The sequence below is a fragment of the Neobacillus ginsengisoli genome (assembly GCF_030813055.1).
The window spans coordinates 351602-367051 of record NZ_JAUSTW010000002.1 but is presented as its reverse complement, the minus strand read 5'-3'; the positions used below and the strand labels follow the sequence as shown (position 1 = coordinate 367051).

General features: G+C 40.1%; 18 protein-coding genes. 2 read left to right on the top strand and 16 right to left on the bottom strand.

Translation table 11 applies throughout. From position 1 onward, the window contains the following. Positions 1-5: 5 nt before the first annotated feature. From J2S10_RS07275 to J2S10_RS07265, 3 genes are read right to left on the bottom strand one after another with little or no spacing between them, the layout of a single operon-like run. Positions 6-1028 (bottom strand): alpha-ketoacid dehydrogenase subunit beta, encoded by a 1023-nt coding sequence (locus J2S10_RS07275; protein WP_307405954.1) that lies wholly within the window; start codon positions 1026-1028, stop codon positions 6-8. Beyond that, positions 1028-2095 carry a pyruvate dehydrogenase (acetyl-transferring) E1 component subunit alpha gene (gene pdhA / locus J2S10_RS07270; protein ID WP_307405952.1) on the bottom strand — a complete coding sequence of 356 codons (1068 nt, stop codon included), beginning with the start codon at positions 2093-2095 and terminating at the stop codon, positions 1028-1030. The genes J2S10_RS07275 and pdhA overlap by 1 nt, the downstream gene beginning before the upstream one ends. Positions 2096-2125: 30 nt before the next feature. Then, entirely contained in the window at positions 2126-3265 is a 1140-nt protein-coding gene (locus J2S10_RS07265) for a Leu/Phe/Val dehydrogenase (protein ID WP_307405950.1), read from the bottom strand. Positions 3266-3629: 364 nt separating this feature from the next. Here J2S10_RS07265 and J2S10_RS07260 point away from each other — a divergent pair, with 364 nt between their 5' ends. Next, entirely contained in the window at positions 3630-4082 is a 453-nt protein-coding gene (locus J2S10_RS07260) for an Lrp/AsnC family transcriptional regulator (protein WP_307405948.1), read from the top strand. Positions 4083-4303: 221 nt separating this feature from the next. Here the strand turns inward: J2S10_RS07260 and J2S10_RS07255 are convergent, their stop codons facing one another. Both J2S10_RS07255 and J2S10_RS07250 read right to left on the bottom strand, forming a co-directional pair. Continuing rightward, positions 4304-4750: a PaaI family thioesterase gene (locus tag J2S10_RS07255; RefSeq protein ID WP_307405946.1), complete on the bottom strand. Its 447-nt coding sequence runs from the start codon at positions 4748-4750 to the stop codon at positions 4304-4306. A gap of 20 nt (positions 4751-4770) precedes the next feature. Further along, positions 4771-5733 carry an NAD(P)H-dependent flavin oxidoreductase gene (locus J2S10_RS07250; protein WP_307405944.1) on the bottom strand — a complete coding sequence of 321 codons (963 nt, stop codon included), beginning with the start codon at positions 5731-5733 and terminating at the stop codon, positions 4771-4773. A gap of 79 nt (positions 5734-5812) precedes the next feature. Between J2S10_RS07250 and J2S10_RS07245 the strand changes: the two genes are divergently transcribed. Next, positions 5813-6328 carry a gamma carbonic anhydrase family protein gene (locus J2S10_RS07245; protein ID WP_307405942.1) on the top strand — a complete coding sequence of 172 codons (516 nt, stop codon included), beginning with the start codon at positions 5813-5815 and terminating at the stop codon, positions 6326-6328. A gap of 23 nt (positions 6329-6351) precedes the next feature. Here the strand turns inward: J2S10_RS07245 and paaX are convergent, their stop codons facing one another. From paaX to paaB, 11 genes are all read right to left on the bottom strand, one after another. Then, positions 6352-7239: a phenylacetic acid degradation operon negative regulatory protein PaaX gene (gene paaX, locus J2S10_RS07240; RefSeq protein ID WP_307405940.1), complete on the bottom strand. Its 888-nt coding sequence runs from the start codon at positions 7237-7239 to the stop codon at positions 6352-6354. A 100-nt stretch (positions 7240-7339) separates the two neighbouring features. After that, positions 7340-8116 carry an enoyl-CoA hydratase-related protein gene (locus tag J2S10_RS07235; protein WP_307405938.1) on the bottom strand — a complete coding sequence of 259 codons (777 nt, stop codon included), beginning with the start codon at positions 8114-8116 and terminating at the stop codon, positions 7340-7342. Between the two features lie 66 nt (positions 8117-8182). After that, complete coding sequence (locus J2S10_RS07230; RefSeq protein WP_307405936.1) at positions 8183-9388, bottom strand: acetyl-CoA C-acyltransferase; 1206 nt, start codon at positions 9386-9388, stop codon at positions 8183-8185. Continuing rightward, the gene (locus J2S10_RS07225) at positions 9385-10260 is read right to left on the bottom strand and encodes a 3-hydroxyacyl-CoA dehydrogenase (RefSeq protein ID WP_307405934.1); all 876 of its coding nucleotides are present in this window, start codon (positions 10258-10260) and stop codon (positions 9385-9387) included. Before J2S10_RS07225 ends, J2S10_RS07230 begins: the two co-directional genes overlap by 4 nt. Before the next feature lie 84 nt (positions 10261-10344). Then, entirely contained in the window at positions 10345-11862 is a 1518-nt protein-coding gene (locus J2S10_RS07220; protein WP_307405932.1) for an aldehyde dehydrogenase family protein, read from the bottom strand. A gap of 13 nt (positions 11863-11875) precedes the next feature. Then, positions 11876-12649 carry an enoyl-CoA hydratase-related protein gene (locus J2S10_RS07215; RefSeq protein ID WP_307405929.1) on the bottom strand — a complete coding sequence of 258 codons (774 nt, stop codon included), beginning with the start codon at positions 12647-12649 and terminating at the stop codon, positions 11876-11878. 16 nt (positions 12650-12665) lie between these two features. After that, on the bottom strand, positions 12666-13442 hold the full coding sequence (locus J2S10_RS07210) for an enoyl-CoA hydratase/isomerase family protein (RefSeq protein ID WP_307405927.1): 777 nt from the start codon (positions 13440-13442) through the stop codon (positions 12666-12668). Continuing rightward, entirely contained in the window at positions 13439-13744 is a 306-nt protein-coding gene (locus J2S10_RS07205) for an EthD family reductase (protein WP_307405925.1), read from the bottom strand. The genes J2S10_RS07210 and J2S10_RS07205 overlap by 4 nt, the downstream gene beginning before the upstream one ends. 14 nt (positions 13745-13758) lie before the next feature. Beyond that, entirely contained in the window at positions 13759-14259 is a 501-nt protein-coding gene (gene paaD, locus J2S10_RS07200) for a 1,2-phenylacetyl-CoA epoxidase subunit PaaD (protein ID WP_307405923.1), read from the bottom strand. Between the two features lie 25 nt (positions 14260-14284). After that, positions 14285-15097, bottom strand: a complete 813-nt coding sequence (gene paaC, locus J2S10_RS07195; RefSeq protein WP_307405921.1) for a 1,2-phenylacetyl-CoA epoxidase subunit PaaC — start codon at positions 15095-15097, stop codon at positions 14285-14287. Further along, positions 15090-15446: a 1,2-phenylacetyl-CoA epoxidase subunit PaaB gene (gene paaB, locus J2S10_RS07190; protein ID WP_307405919.1), complete on the bottom strand. Its 357-nt coding sequence runs from the start codon at positions 15444-15446 to the stop codon at positions 15090-15092. Before paaB ends, paaC begins: the two co-directional genes overlap by 8 nt. Between the last annotated feature and the right edge of the window lie 4 nt (positions 15447-15450).

The window sequence follows — 15450 nt, the reverse complement described above, 5'->3', positions numbered from 1 at the left end:
CCCTCCTAGAAATGCACAACTTTTTCGATTGCTTTTAATACTCGCTGGGGTGTTGGCAAATAATGTTCTTCCAGCGCAAATAATGGAACTGGTACATCAAAACCTGTTACCCGTTCAATTGGAGATTTCATGTACAGAAACGATGTATCATTAATAATCGAAATAATATCATTGCCAACTCCGCCTGTTTCATGGGCTTCATGAACAATAACCGCACGACCGGTCTTTTGAACGGATTCTGCAATGATGTCTTTATCAATTGGATAAAGGGTGCGTAAATCAATGACATCACATGTAATGCCGTTTTTTTCGGCCTGTTCAACTGCTTTCATTGCTACCGGTACCATTGCTCCCCATGCGATAACAGTAATGTCATCTCCCTCTTTAAGCCTTTTCCCTTTTCCGATTTCAACCACGTATTTTCCTTCTGGAACCTCTTCTCGGTTTGCACGGTAGATTCTCATGGACTCTAAAAATAAGACTGGATCCGGGTCTTCGATTGCTGCGATAAGCAGACCTTTTGCATCGTAGGCAGAAGACGGGCATACCACTTTAATTCCGGGCATATGTGTGAACAATGCTTCCACACTGTCTGAGTGAACTTCTGGAGCACGGATGCCTGCACCGTATGGAGCGCGGATAACCATCGGAACAGAATAGCTTCCCATCGTACGCATACGGATGCGTGATGCGTGTGTCATGATCTGTTCATACGCCGGATAAATAAATCCAAGGAACTGCATTTCCACTACAGGTTTGAATCCATTGACCGCCAATCCGATAGATGCTCCGATAATCCCCGCTTCGCTCAGCGGTGTATCTATAATGCGATCTTCCCCAAATTGTTCTTGCAAACCCTCTGTAGCCCGGAATACTCCCCCGTTTTTACCGATATCTTCTCCAAGCAAAAGGACTCTGTCATCCTCTTTTAACATTGTCCGCAATCCATCTGTTACAGCCTGGACAAGTGTTAGCTGGTTAGTTTTTGTGGTGTGATTTTCTAACGGTCTCTCCATACTAATAATCATCAAGATTCCCTCCCGATTAATTGAAGATACTGTTCTTTTTGTTTGGCAATGGTCCAAGGCAGCTTTTCAAATACATAATCGAATAAATCATTGACATTCGGTTTTGGAAAGCTTTCCATGTCCTTTACTGCCTGTTCAACTTCGATTGCGATTTCTTCTTTGATTTTCGTCACCCATTCTTCGTCCCAGAAGCCGTTTAACTTCATATAGCGCTCCACACGAAGAAGTGGATCTCGATTTTCTCGAATTACGTCGCTGTCTGACTGATTGCGGTATTTAGTCGGGTCATCTGCAGTTGTATGGGCACCATATCTCCATGTAATTGCTTCAATCAAAGTTGGGCCTTCCCCATTACGGGCTCGGTCAAGCCCTTCCTTTGTTTGAAAATATACAGCAAATATATCGTTTCCATCTACACGGACACCCGGCATATCATAAGCGAGTGCTTTTTGTGCAATCGTTTCGGAATTCATTTGCTTTTCAATCGGCACCGAAATGGCAAAGCCGTTATTTTGATTAAAGAAGATAGCCGGTGCTTGAAACACACTGGCAAAGTTCAACCCTTCATGGAAATCGCCCTCTGAAGTTGCTCCATCGCCAAAATAAGCAATCGCTGCATTTTTCGTTCCTTTTCTTTTTTCCGCCATCGCAGCTCCTGCTGCATGCGGGATTTGAGTAGCGATTGGAACGGCAGGAGGGAATATCTTTTTCCCTTTTTCTGGAACACATCCCTCAACACGGCCTTTCCAATATAAATATGTACGAGCCATGTTGGCACCAAATGTTAACGTGGCACCATGGTCACGATATGTTGGGAACACCCAGTCATCTTTTTCAAGCGCCAGTGCGCTTCCGACTTGAGAAGCCTCCTGTCCCTCAAACGGTGCGTATGTCCCAAGTCTTCCTTGACGCTGCAAACTAATGGCTTTTCGATCAAATGTACGAATGCGAGTCATATTATAGTAGAATTTTTTGACAAGTTCTTCTGTTATTTCATCTTTGTACTGTTCATTTATTAATTGTCCGCTTTCATCGACGATTTGAAATATTGGAAATTTTAAAGACATCTCATCACCTCATTAATAAAAATTTCATTATTATTTACGAATAGCCCATTTAGGACGCTTTGTATGAGTGAAAAAGCTATTTTGCTTTTTGCGGTCCTCCATACGTTTTTCACAAAGACGGTTAGCCGCTTGAATGGTCGTGATATTATCTAGCTCTGCTTGTTTGTATACTTCCAACAACGATGTGTAAATGGATTTTGTTTTTGTTAACACACGCTCATTATTGTAGCTGTATAGTTCATCTGCTACTTGAATTAAACCGCCGGCATTTACGATGTAATCGGGAGCATATAAAATCCCTTTCTTTTTCAGCAATTCTCCGTGCTTTTCCAAAAGAAGCTGGTTGTTAGCTGATCCAACCACGGCTTTTACTTTTAACTGATCAATCGTTTCATCGTTAATAATTCCACCGAAAGCACATGGAACAAATACATCCGCCTCTGCAGAATACACCTCATCTTGGCTTATTAGGCGAGCGATGCTTCCTAATTGTTTCGCACGTACTTGAATGGCCTTAATCGCCTCTTCATTAATATCACTTACATATAAATCGGCACCTGCTTCAAGCAATTGTTCGGCTACTTTGTAACCTACTTTCCCAAGACCTTGGATGATGTATGTTTTACCTGAAAGATCTTCTGTACCAAAAACGACTTTATTCGTTGCTTTTAAGCCGTAAATGACTCCAAGCGCAGTCGGAACTGATGAATCACCGCCACCTCCGTACGCTTCAGGGATTCCTACGATGCAGTTCGTTTCTTTTGAAGCATGGATGAAATCATCAATTGAAGTCCCCATATCTGTTCCGGTATAAAAACGGCCGTTTAAAGAATCTACGAACTGACCGAAGGCTCTAAACAAAGCCGGTGTTTTATCCGTTGCAGGATCACCGATGATCACCGCTTTTCCTCCTCCGAAGTCTACATCGGCAGCTGCACATTTATATGTCATCCCTTTTGATAAACGAAGTACATCTTCCAATGCTTCATCCATGGTATGATACGGACGCATGCGGCAGCCTCCCAATGCCGGACCAAGTGTTGTATTATGGATGGCGATAATTGCTTTTAGCCCTGTTGACGGGTCATTACAAAATACGATTTGCTCATGTTCATGCATTTTTTCAATAACTGTTTCCGTTGTTTTTGCAGATTGTTTCATCACATTCATCTAATTTTCCCCCATTATCACTATGAATATATTAGAAAACGCTTACAAAAAAAGAGAAAAAACAAAGCCTTTCTACTGTTAACGGATCGACTGACCAAGATTCTTTTCGATTTCCCTTTTAGGTAAAATAGCTTGTTTGACTTCTCCCACTCATATAAAATCATAATTTGCTACATATCTTAATCTTTGTTTGTCAATATGATGTTTCTCTTGTTTAATTATTGTGAAAATTTTGTCTGCATTAATAATAATAAGGTATAATTAAATCGATTAACATATCAAATTGCATAAATTTCAAGCACTAAGCATTATATTTTGCATAAGTTTTTTGTATTTTAACTTCATTTTAAAAGGAGAACATTTTATGGATCAATTAGATATTCGTCTTCTTGAAATTCTTCAAATGGACGGGCGTATTTCTATAAGTGAATTATCGAAGAAATTATCCCTTAGTCGTCCCAGTATTACGGAGCGTTTAAAACGGTTGCAAGAGAAGGAGATTATAGAAGGATTCAATGCACGCGTATCTCCCAAAGCAATTGGACTGGATGTAATTGTTTATATTCAGGTAAGTGAAATCAAGTTATTTTCTTATATAGAATTCGAGAAATGGATTATGGGAGACCCTGATATCGTAGAGTGTCATCGGTTAACGGGTTCTGTTAGCTATTTGCTTAAGGCAGCCGTTACCGGTATGGATCATCTAAGTAAACTTATAGATCGGTTAACCCCTTATGGAAATCTTAATACATCTATCGTTTTATCATCACCGGTCTCTTTTCGATGCATCACTCCCCCTTCCATTGAAAAAGAATAAAAGTAAAGACGCGCCAAAAGAGTTTAAAATATATATATTTAAGCACAAAAAAATTAATTTTATCGATTTTTTTCACCGGAAGTTTCGAAACATGAATAGCAGCCAAAGCTTCTTAAATCAGCTTTTGGCTGCTTTGTCCTGTGATTTAATGGAATAAAAATCAAAGGAATTCTCTTTTGAATCAACTCCAAGGTATAAATACATCTACTGCTCTGTTATTTTTATTCAACAGGAACAAAATAATGGTTTTTACGATAAACTAATGCTTCCATTGAAGCTAAAAGTTCTCCATCACTCTCTACTCGAATTTTATACCATGCAGTACGATTATTTCGTTTCTCTTCTATAGCTATGGCCTTTAGACGTGATCCTTTCTGGCCAGGAGCCATAAAGTTAATATTTGTTGATAATCCGACAGAAGTTTTTCCATAAGAATTACTGGCTGCCGCAAAGACATAATCAGCTAAAGAAAAGATGATTGCTCCGTGGACAGTACCATGTGAGTTTAACATATGGTCCTTTATATCTAATTCAGCAGTTGCAGTGCCTTCTCCCATCTCAATTAATTTCATACCAAGAAATTGAGCAAAAGGCTCTTGTTCGAATGTATCAAAGATTTGCTTGTAATATCTTTGATGGATACCCTGTTCAGTCATATTTGTTTTCATATTGAACCCTCCTACTTCTATTAAGATGTGAAAGCTACAAAATCTTTAGCCGATTTAATAATTTGTATTTTGGCTTCCTCAATCATATTGTCCAACAATTCTTTCACACTGGGAACACACGAAATCAAACCTGCTACCTGTCCACTATTAATAAATCCATTTTCTAAGTCCCCTAAAACAGCTCCCATTACGTGCTGCTTTTCGGAAGTCAGCTCATTATATTCTTCTAAAGTCATCCCTTTGTCTTCTGTTTTAAGCAGTTTCTGTGCGTAAGGGGTCTTTAACATCCTTCGTACACGCCCTACAGAACGCCCGACAATAACAGTATCGGTGTCACTTGCATGGATCAAATTTTGTTTATATGTGTCATGAAAAGGGGCATCCTTTGTAGCAATCAGGCGTGTACCTATTTGTACACCACTGGCTCCCAGCATCAATGCGGCTGCCAGACCTTTTCCATCCCCGACTCCCCCGGCAGCAAGCACCGGCACTTTTACTCTTTCAACGATCTGTGGAATGAGCGTGAAAGTGGTAAGTTCAAGGCTGGAATTAATCCCTGCTGCCTCATATCCTTCTGCCACCAATAGGTCAGCTCCTGCTTCTTCTGCTTTTTTGGCATGTTTTACAGAAGCTATTACTGCAATCACTGTTATACCATGTTCATGAAGCATCGGAATATAGGGAGCAGGATTCCCCGCGGATAATGATACAATCCGAATCTTATATTTTATAACCAAATTCAACATATCCGTTAAAAAAGGTGTAACATTAATAGGGATATTTAAAGCAAATGGCTTGTTGGTCCTCATTTTTGTTTCTATAATAATTTTCTCTACTTCATCCGGTGTCATGGTACCACATCCAATCGTTCCTAAGCCCCCCGCTTCTGATACAGCAGCTGTAAGAGCCGCATTGCTGATGTTTCCCATGCCCCCCTGAATAATTGGATATTTAATATGTAATTGTTTAGATACATGTTTCATTTTTTCGCCTCCTCATATTAATAATGTTATAATAGAAATAAAATAAAAACAATTATGAAAATGAAAAGGGGAATTTAAAATGCTTATTTCTCACAAAGGAAATCAGCCACGTATTCATGAAACTGTTTTTATCGCACCTGGTGCCTATTTAATTGGGGATGTAACAATAGGAAAGAACTCGACCATTTGGTATAATGCTGTTCTGCGCGCAGATGAAGGCGCTATCATAATTGGAGAAAGATGCAGCATTCAAGATAACTCTACTGTCCACTTATACGAAGGCTGCCCGGTGATCATTGAAGATGAAGTGACAGTAGGTCATAATGTTATTCTGCATGGATGTAAAATTGGAAAACGTTCAATTATTGGAATGGGATCCACTATTTTAGACGGGGCCGAAATCGGGGAAGAATGCATCATTGGCGCCAATACTCTCATTCCATCCGGAAAGAAGATTCCGCCTCGTTCTCTCGTTATGGGATCCCCTGGTAAAGTAGCACGTGAAATCACCGATAAAGAGATAGAACTGATTCAACTATCCATCGATACTTACGTACAGAAAGGATATGAATATAAGGAAATCATTAGTAAATAAAAAGATACCTAGGAGCATAGCTCCTAGGTATTTTCACTGATTAAAGGATGGTCAGTAGCATCATATGATAGATCTTTAAACCGTAGATCATTATCTTCCTGAAAGACGTCCTCAAAGAAACGATTAGCAGGCTCAGCTAACATTTTGTAATATTGATTGAATAACAAAGCCGCATGATTGCCGCTCCACCGTGAAGGCAGTAGCTCTTTCGGCAATCCAGGATCGATAAATAGAAATTTCCGATACTCATGGACGATATTAGTTCTCTCTACAAAACATTCTGCATCGGTCATCTCTCCTCTTTGCATAATGCTTTGATTTACGATATATTTCTGGCTGTAAGTCGCAATAAATTGCTCATACTTTTCTTTAATATCTGCTATTGACCAGCTTTTCTCTACAAGTGATTGACTTTCTTTTGGGCCTTTATATTCTGATAGGAAGAAATCGACATACGCCCTAATATCGTACTTGTCGATTAGGAGCTCAACTTCCTTTTCTAAGTTGTTAGGAGATATCCAGCAGCCGCTGGAAAAACTTCCAAAACCGCTCCAATGAAGCTCTTTTCTAAATTCATCGCGAATTTGTCTCTTTTCTTCAGGAATGGTGTACATTAAAATTCTCCACTTTCCATCCCATTCATGCGGATTCAATTTAAAAATTCTTCGGGCCGCCTCTTCCATACGATTGACACCACGGGCGGTAAGGAAATAATAGCTTTTATTTCCTTTTTTCTCTGACTGAATCCACCCTTGTTTCAGCATTCGCGAAACAGCTACACGAACAGCCTGTTCGTTATGCCCAAATTCTTTTAACAGACGTATTAGACTTCCAATCCAAATTTTATTCCCATAATGACGAATATAATCGCCATAAATCGTAAAGATCATTGATTGCGTGTTGGTGCTCATCGATAACTCACTCTTTCTTTTTACACAGCCCGTTTATGTTACTGTGAGGCGTAAAGGAACTTATTCCTATCATATCTGATATTTCTTCATTTTTGCATCACTATTTTCCCGTAAAATTAGGAGTCCTACGCTCACTAAAAGCTCTTAAAGCCTCTAAACGGTCTTCTGTAGGTATCGTTAACTCATAGGCTTTTGACTCTATAGCTAGTCCGGTTTGCAAGTCTACGTTTATTCCTTGATTAATAGCATACTTCGCTTGCCTTAAAGCAACAGGGCCATTGTTCATCATTTCTGTCGCAAACTGTTCACAAGAACTCATTAACTTTTCTTTCTTTACAACTCTTGTAAGTATTCCCCATTCATAAGCTACTGTAGTAGGGATCTTTCTTGCTGAAAAAATTAGTTCCTTAGCTTTTGCTTCACCAATTAGTCGAGGTAAGCGTTGCGTACCACCGGCCCCTGGAATTATGGCCCAGCTTGTCTCTGTAAGGCCCAACATCGCTTCCTCTACAGCAACAGAAAAATCACATGCCAGCATGAGCTCAAAACCTCCACCAAATGCATAACCGTTTACCGCTGCAATCGTTGGCTGCGGAAGTGAGGCAATACTGTTAAATACATCTCGTATCGCCTTTACGTTTCTTCTTACTTGAGTTTCTGTTAGGGTTTTACGTTCTTTTAAATCAGCACCTGCACTAAAAGCTTTCTCACCCGCGCCTGTAAAAATAACTACTCTCACTTCCGAGTCTAGTTCAATAGAATCTACCACTTCCTGTAGCTGCTTTAATGTTTCATAATCGAAGCAATTTAACACATCAGGCCGATTGATTGTAACATACGCTATATTATTTTCTATTCTATATAAAATACGGGACACTATCTACACTCCTTTTTATGAATAGGAAACCCTTACCCGGCATTTTGCCAAATAAGGGGCTTCATTTTATTCTTTTACATTCTCTACAATGGCTGTTATACCTTGACCAACACCAATACACATAGTAGCCAGACCATATTGAACATCACGCTTTTTCATTTCGTAAATCAAGGTCGTTAAAATTCGCGCTCCGCTCGCTCCGAGCGGATGCCCAAACGCAATCGCTCCCCCATTTACGTTTACTTTCTCTTGATGCAATTCTAATTGACGAATACATTCTAATGATTGGGAAGCAAATGCTTCATTTAACTCGACTAACCCGATATCTTCCACTGTCAAATTCGCACGCTGTAAAGCTTTTCTTGTGGCAAAAATCGGCCCAAGTCCCATGATTGCCGGCTCTAATCCAGCCGTTGCTCCCACTACATATTTCACAAGAGGCTTCAATCCTAATTCCTTTGCTTTTTCGGAACTCATAATTAATAATGCTGAAGCTCCATCGTTGACGCCTGAAGCATTACCCGCTGTAACAGTTCCACCCTCAAAAAGAGGTTTTAACTTTCCTAGCTTTTCTAACGTTGTATCTGGACGCGGGTGCTCATCAGTATCTACAACAATTTCATTTCCCTTGCGGTCTTTAAATACAACCGGCACAATCTCTTCTGCAAAGCGATTTTCTTCCATCGCTTTTTTAGCCTTCTCCTGGCTCTCAAAGGCAAACTGATCCTGATCGCTGCGTGAAACGTTAAAACGCTGTGCCACGTTTTCAGCAGTTTGAGGCATTGTATCTACTCCATACATTTCCTCTAATTTCTTATTAGTAAAGCGCCAGCCGATCGTAGTATCCTGCAGTTCCATGCTGCCTCGAGGGAATTCCTTATCAGGTTTGGCCATAACAAAAGGCGCACGTGTCATACTTTCAGTACCACCTGCGATATAAATATCACCTTCGCCGATCGCAATTGCTCTGGCTGCGTACATCACAGCATCCAGTCCTGACCCGCATAAACGGTTAATCGTTGTACCTGCGACACTAATCGGGAGACCTGCCAATAATGTGGACATTCTTGCCACGTTACGATTATCTTCCCCAGCCTGGTTCGCATTGCCTAAAATTACTTCTTCAATTTGATCAACAGGAAGATTCGGGTTGCGATCTACAAGCGCTTTAATGACGACTGCTCCTAAATCATCAGGGCGAACATTTTTTAAAGTTCCCATATATCGGCCTATCGGTGTTCGAACAGCATCTACAATGACAACTTCTCTCATTTTTTAACCGCCTCTTTTTCTTTGTTAGTATAATCATATACTCCTTTACCTGACTTACGTCCTAAACGCCCTGCCTTTACATATTGCTCTAATAATGGAGCAGGCCGATATTTTTCACCTAGCTTCTCATGTAAATACTTTAAGTTATTTAAACGTGCATCCAATCCGACGAGATCAACAAGTTCAAACGGTCCCATTGGATAATTCAGACCAAATTTAATCGCTTTATCTATCTCTTCTGGCGAACCCAGTCCTTCTTGCAGCATATAAAAAGCTTCGTTACCGACTAATGCGCTAATACGGCTTGTTACAAACCCTGGAAATTCATTAATCACAACTGTTTCTTTTCCCATTTGTTCCGCGACTTCTTTAATAACTTGCGCCGTTTCATCACTTGTTTCCAAACCACGAATGATTTCAACAAGCGGCATTTTATGTACAGGGTTAAAAAAGTGCATCGCAATCGTTTTTTCCGGACGTTTTGTGTACGACGCAATTTCCGTCGGACTCATGGTTGAAGTATTCGTAGCAAAGTAACAATTCTCGGAAGCATATTCCTCAATAATTTCAAAAACTTGCTTTTTTATCTCTGCTTTCTCAGGAACAGCCTCAATCACCAAGTCTGCCCCACTTGCTGATCCTTGTAAATTAGTAGAATAGGTAAGGTTTTTTTTCGAAGATTCTACTGTTTCGGCAGAAATTTTACAGCGGGATAATCCTTTTTCAAAGATACTGTTAATTTCCTTGCGGGCATTTTCTAAAGCCGATTCATTCACATCAACTAATGTAACTGAGTATCCGCCGACAGCTCCAACGTATGCAATGCCTCTTCCCATTACACCTGAACCTACGACCACAAGATTATTTATCATGGTACTTCTCCCCTTTTTCGCTTATGAAAATGAGTACGAATAAAACTCAAATGGAGCTTTATTCGTACTCATCATTGAATTACATTACAGGCCAAATGGATTTAATGGACGGCTGCCATAGTAAGAAATGATACTTTTTGTTTCAGTATATAAATCAAGTGTTTCAATGCAAAGTTCACGTCCAAAGCCAGATTGTTTATAGCCGCCAAATGGTGTTCCAGGGAACGCCGAGAACGGGCAGTTGACCATCACGATACCTGCTTGAATTTGATTAGCAATACGAGTAGCACGAGCTCCATCTTTCGTCCACACAGCGGAACCTAATCCAAATTCAGTGTCATTCGCAAGCTTAATAGCTTCTTTTTCATCTTTAAATTTCATAATGACAACAACCGGACCAAAGATTTCTTCATTAACTACTTTCATGTCATGGTTAACATTTGCGATAACAGTTGGTTCATACCAGAAGCCTTGTTCAAATCCTTCTATTTTTGCCGGTTTACCGCCAACTAAGATGTCAGCACCATCCTCAATCGCAGATTTCACGTAGTTGTCAATCACATCCACTTGGTTTTGATCAATAATAGCACCAACGTGTGTTTCTTTATCAAAAGGATTTCCTAATTTTAATTTCTTTGTTTTTTCAACAAATTTGTTTACAAACTCTTCATAAATATCTTCATGTACATATAAGCGGGAACGCGCCTCACAAGACTGTCCTGTATTATAAAAAATACCGAATAAAGAACCATCTACTGCCGCATCAAGGTCAGCATCTTCAAACACGATGTTAGGAGATTTACCCCCAAGCTCTAACGTTACACGCTTTAATGTTTGAGACGCTCTTGCCATGATATTTTTCCCGATTGGAGTAGAACCAGTGAAAGCTACTTTATCTACTTGCTCATGCTCAACCAAGTAGTTTCCAACTTCTGATCCTGAACCTGGAACAATGTTTACCACACCTTCAGGTACTCCTGCTTCAAGGCAGATTTCTCCAAGAATGATTGCTGTTAGCGGAGTTAATGTAGCAGGTTTTACAATAACTGAACATCCTGCAGCGATAGCAGGAGCGATCTTCCATGCAGCCATCATTAATGGGTAATTCCAAGGAATAATTTGCGCACAAACTCCTACTGGCTCTTTTTCTGTATAGTTCTGGAATTGACCTGGAACCGGGTTCACACTTCCGCGGTGGCCTACAATTGCACCAGCATAAAATTCGAAGTCTTCAATCGCCTGCATTACTTGACCTTGTGCAGCATGAAGAGATTTTCCTGTATCCAAAATCTCCAATTCTACTAATTCATTAAATCTAGCTTGCATAATAGAAGCAATTTTATTTAATATACGAGAACGTTTATTGATAGGGTATTTTCTCCATTTACCGTGATCAAACGCATTACGGGCTGCTTGAATAGCTTTCTCCGCATCTTCTTTTGTTGCTTTTGACACTTCAGCAATCACTTCGCCAGTAGCAGGATTATATGTTTTGAAAGTAGCACCACTAGTGCTTTCTACTTTTTCGCCATTAATGATTAGATGATAAAATTCACGCTTCATTGAAAGCTTTTCTACCTTGATTTCTTGAACTGTTGACATTTATCCCACTCCTTTATTTTCCTGTAAAAATTGGTTTTCTTTTCTCTAAAAAGGAAGTTACGCCTTCTCTGTGGTCTGATGTTAGTCCTGCAATACGCTGACCTTCCGCTTCTCTTTCCAGATATGAATCAAAAGGAAGGTCGTTGGCAAGTGTTAAATAGCGTTTAATTAAACCAATCGCTTTTGTTGGCATGTTTGCCAGCTGAACAGCAAATTTTTCAATTTCTGTTTCCCATGTTTCCAATGAAATCACTTTTGTCACTAGTCCCATTTGGAGAGCTTGCTCGGCTAAAACCTTTTCCCCTAAAATTGAAATCTCTGCCGCTTTTGCATGACCAACCACTTTAGAAAGAAAGTAAAGGTTTCCTGAGTCCGGAATTAACCCTACATGAATAAAAGCATTTACAAAACTGGCTTTTTCTGAGGCCAATCTAAAGTCACAAGCGAGTGCCAGGCTAAATCCTGCCCCAGCCGCAACACCATTTACTGCAGCTATAATCGGCTTTTCGCATTTCATAATTTGTTTCATCATCGGACCGTAATGAGATCTAAGAACCTGTCCATGATCCATGCCCTCATTAACATCTGATAAATCCTGACCAGAACAAAAAGCACGTCCCTCGCCAGTTATCACAATGCAGCGAACAGTTTCATCTACAGAAGCCTCCTTTACCGCTTCTTTAATTTCACGATTCATCTGCGCGATAAAAGCGTTTAATTTGTCGGGCCTATTTAGTCGCAGCCACGCTACGCCATCTTGAACATTGTAATGGATGGTTTCAAACATGTTTTCTAAAGCCCCCTTATCTTCCTTTGAACTCTGGTTTTCTTTTTTCCATGAAAGCCTGCATTCCTTCTTTTTGATCTTGTGAAGAAAACAGCAAATAAAAATTCTTTCGCTCGTATTGCATTCCTTCATATAAAGAATAATCCACTGCTTTATTCACAGAATCTTTTATGAGCCTTAGTGATAAAGGAGGTTGTTTCGCCAGCTTTAGAGCAAACTTCATCGCTTCTTCCGTTAACAATTCATGGGAGACAATGCGATTGACGATTCCATGCTCCTGTGCTTTTTCAACTGGAATTCGCTCTCCTGTCCAGAGCCATTCCAGCGCTTTTGTTCTACCAACGAGCTTCGTAAGGCGCTGTGTTCCACCCGCACCCGGCATTACCCCAATGTTTACTTCAGGAAATGAAAATTCAGTATCGCTTGCTGCAATTAAAATATCGCAGCAAAGTGCTAACTCAAATCCTCCGCCAAATACAAACCCTTTTACAGCACCTATTATAGGTTTTTTGATTAATGAGAAACGATCCCAATCCGTAAACTGATTTAATAATTCCAAATGGATCGAATCATCATTGGCCATTTCATCGATATCAGCGCCAGCTGAAAATGCGCGGCCTCTTCCAGTAATCAATATCGTGATCACTTCGTCGAGTTGATCAAATGATTCCATCGCTTCTACAATTTCTCTTACCATTGTGCGATTTAACGCATTGTATTGCTTAGGTCGGTTTAATTCAATTAAGCCTACTCCGCCTACAACAGAAGCTTCGATGAATTGAAAGTTACTCATTTTACTTCTTCACCAATCATTAATGTTACAAGCTCTCCGGCAAAGCCCATTAAATCTTTACCCGACGCTTTGCCCTCAGCAGAACGCATGCCTTGTTTAAGAGCCTCTTGGTCGTCATAATACATTTCACACAGTAAGTAATACTCTCCCTCTCCACCCATTGGAGATCCAATAATTTTTGTTACTTCCATTTTTCGAAGGCCGGGAATTTTTTCTGTAATTGGGCCATGCACGTTGAAGTAATGCTCATCAAACGCCTCTTTATTTTCAGGATGCTTATATAATGCGATCATTTTAATCATGTTTTTTCCTCACTTTACATTAGATTTGAAATAGGTTTCATCGCCTCAAACGGGTTTTTACAGCTTTTACAGTACAGGATACTTCTGCATGCTGTCGGGCCGAAAATATTCTCCATTGTCACATACGCAGAACCGCAGTACGGACAGTCAATATGCCAAGATCCATCTTCCTTCATCTGCTTTGGAGGTGGAGCTATGCCAAATGCTTTTAAGCCTTGTAGTCCTTTTTCTTTTATGCGATCCGATGTCCATGGAGGAGATTGAATAAACTCAACTGAAACTTCCACTACATCGGGATGTTCCTTTACAGCACGAATGATATTGTTTTTGATAATTTCTAATGCTGGACACCCCAAAAATGTGGGTAAGATTTTAATAGATACATGACGATTCTTAACTGTAACCGCTTCTACCATCCCTAAATCGATAATACTTACCGTATCAATCTCCGGATCTTTAACATTCTCTAATAGTAGTAGCACTTCTTCAGTTGTTAAATGCAAGGGTGCTATCATTGTTCACACCTCTTTTTCTAATTGATTACCAAGGAGCAACAGGATCAATGTTATATACTTCCCCCAGAGTTGAAAGAGCCTTATGTAATTCTTCCGTATGCTCTCCATTTCGCCCGTCTTGGATTTTAGAACTTGCCTTTCTAGGTACCTCTAGGCCTAATGATTCCATTACAGGAGCCAGAGCAGCAGACCATTTTCTATTTAAAACGCTTTCTTCTTCAATTAAGCCAAACTCCATTATTTGCTTTCCACGTGCACCTTGAGAGAATACATCGCCAAAATCATCCATGACTTTGTCGATTGCTTGGAACATCCGTTTCTTTGCTTCCTCCGTTGTACTTAAAAGTTGTACAAACCAAGTTTTCCAATGAAGAAGATGATAATACAACTCCATATTTACTTTAACGGCAACTTCTGCGAGCGGACCGTACGTACTTTGTTTTAAGGAATCCATTTTGACTTTCTTTGCCTGGACATAGAAATAATTTCGTACTACAGCATAAGCCCAATCAAACTGCGCATCTTCCATATAGTTTCCCGGACCATTTACACGTTCTAATAAAATACTATTCTTTCTATCATTAGCTGGGCGGGCATGCGCTAAATCATTTGCTTTACCCATTCCTAATTCTTCTAACAGGTTATAGAACATCGCGGCATGCCCCATGCTGTCCTGGCTAATGGAAGAGGAAGCCACATCTTCTTCAATATGCGGAGCCAGCCCAAGCCATTCGGAACCACGGTATGCAAACAGGAAGTCATCGTCTGCCAGTTGAAGCAACAGCTCTGCTAATGCTACTTTATAATCTGGGCTTAACGTTTTTGCTGTTTCATTCATTTGTTTTTCCACCTGCCCATGACAAAATTTCTTTCTCATCCAGCATTTGCTGTTCGTAATGACGCCATTTTTTCTTTAAATAGCCGTATCCTTTTGTTGTTCGGTAATCTTTATTATCTAGGCGGTTTAACGTTTGCTTCTCTTCAGGCGCCATCCCCCGGATATCTGAGCGGTTAACAACCCAAATGTCAGCAACTGGTTCACGTCTCATGAAATTCTCTTGCGCCATAATCATAGCCATATCCGCATTCGGAGCAAGCAGACTGAACTGATGCTGAAACGAAGAGCTAGGTGTACGCTTGCTAAACACTTCATACTCTTGATAAAATGTCATATTATTCTTTTCCATTTTT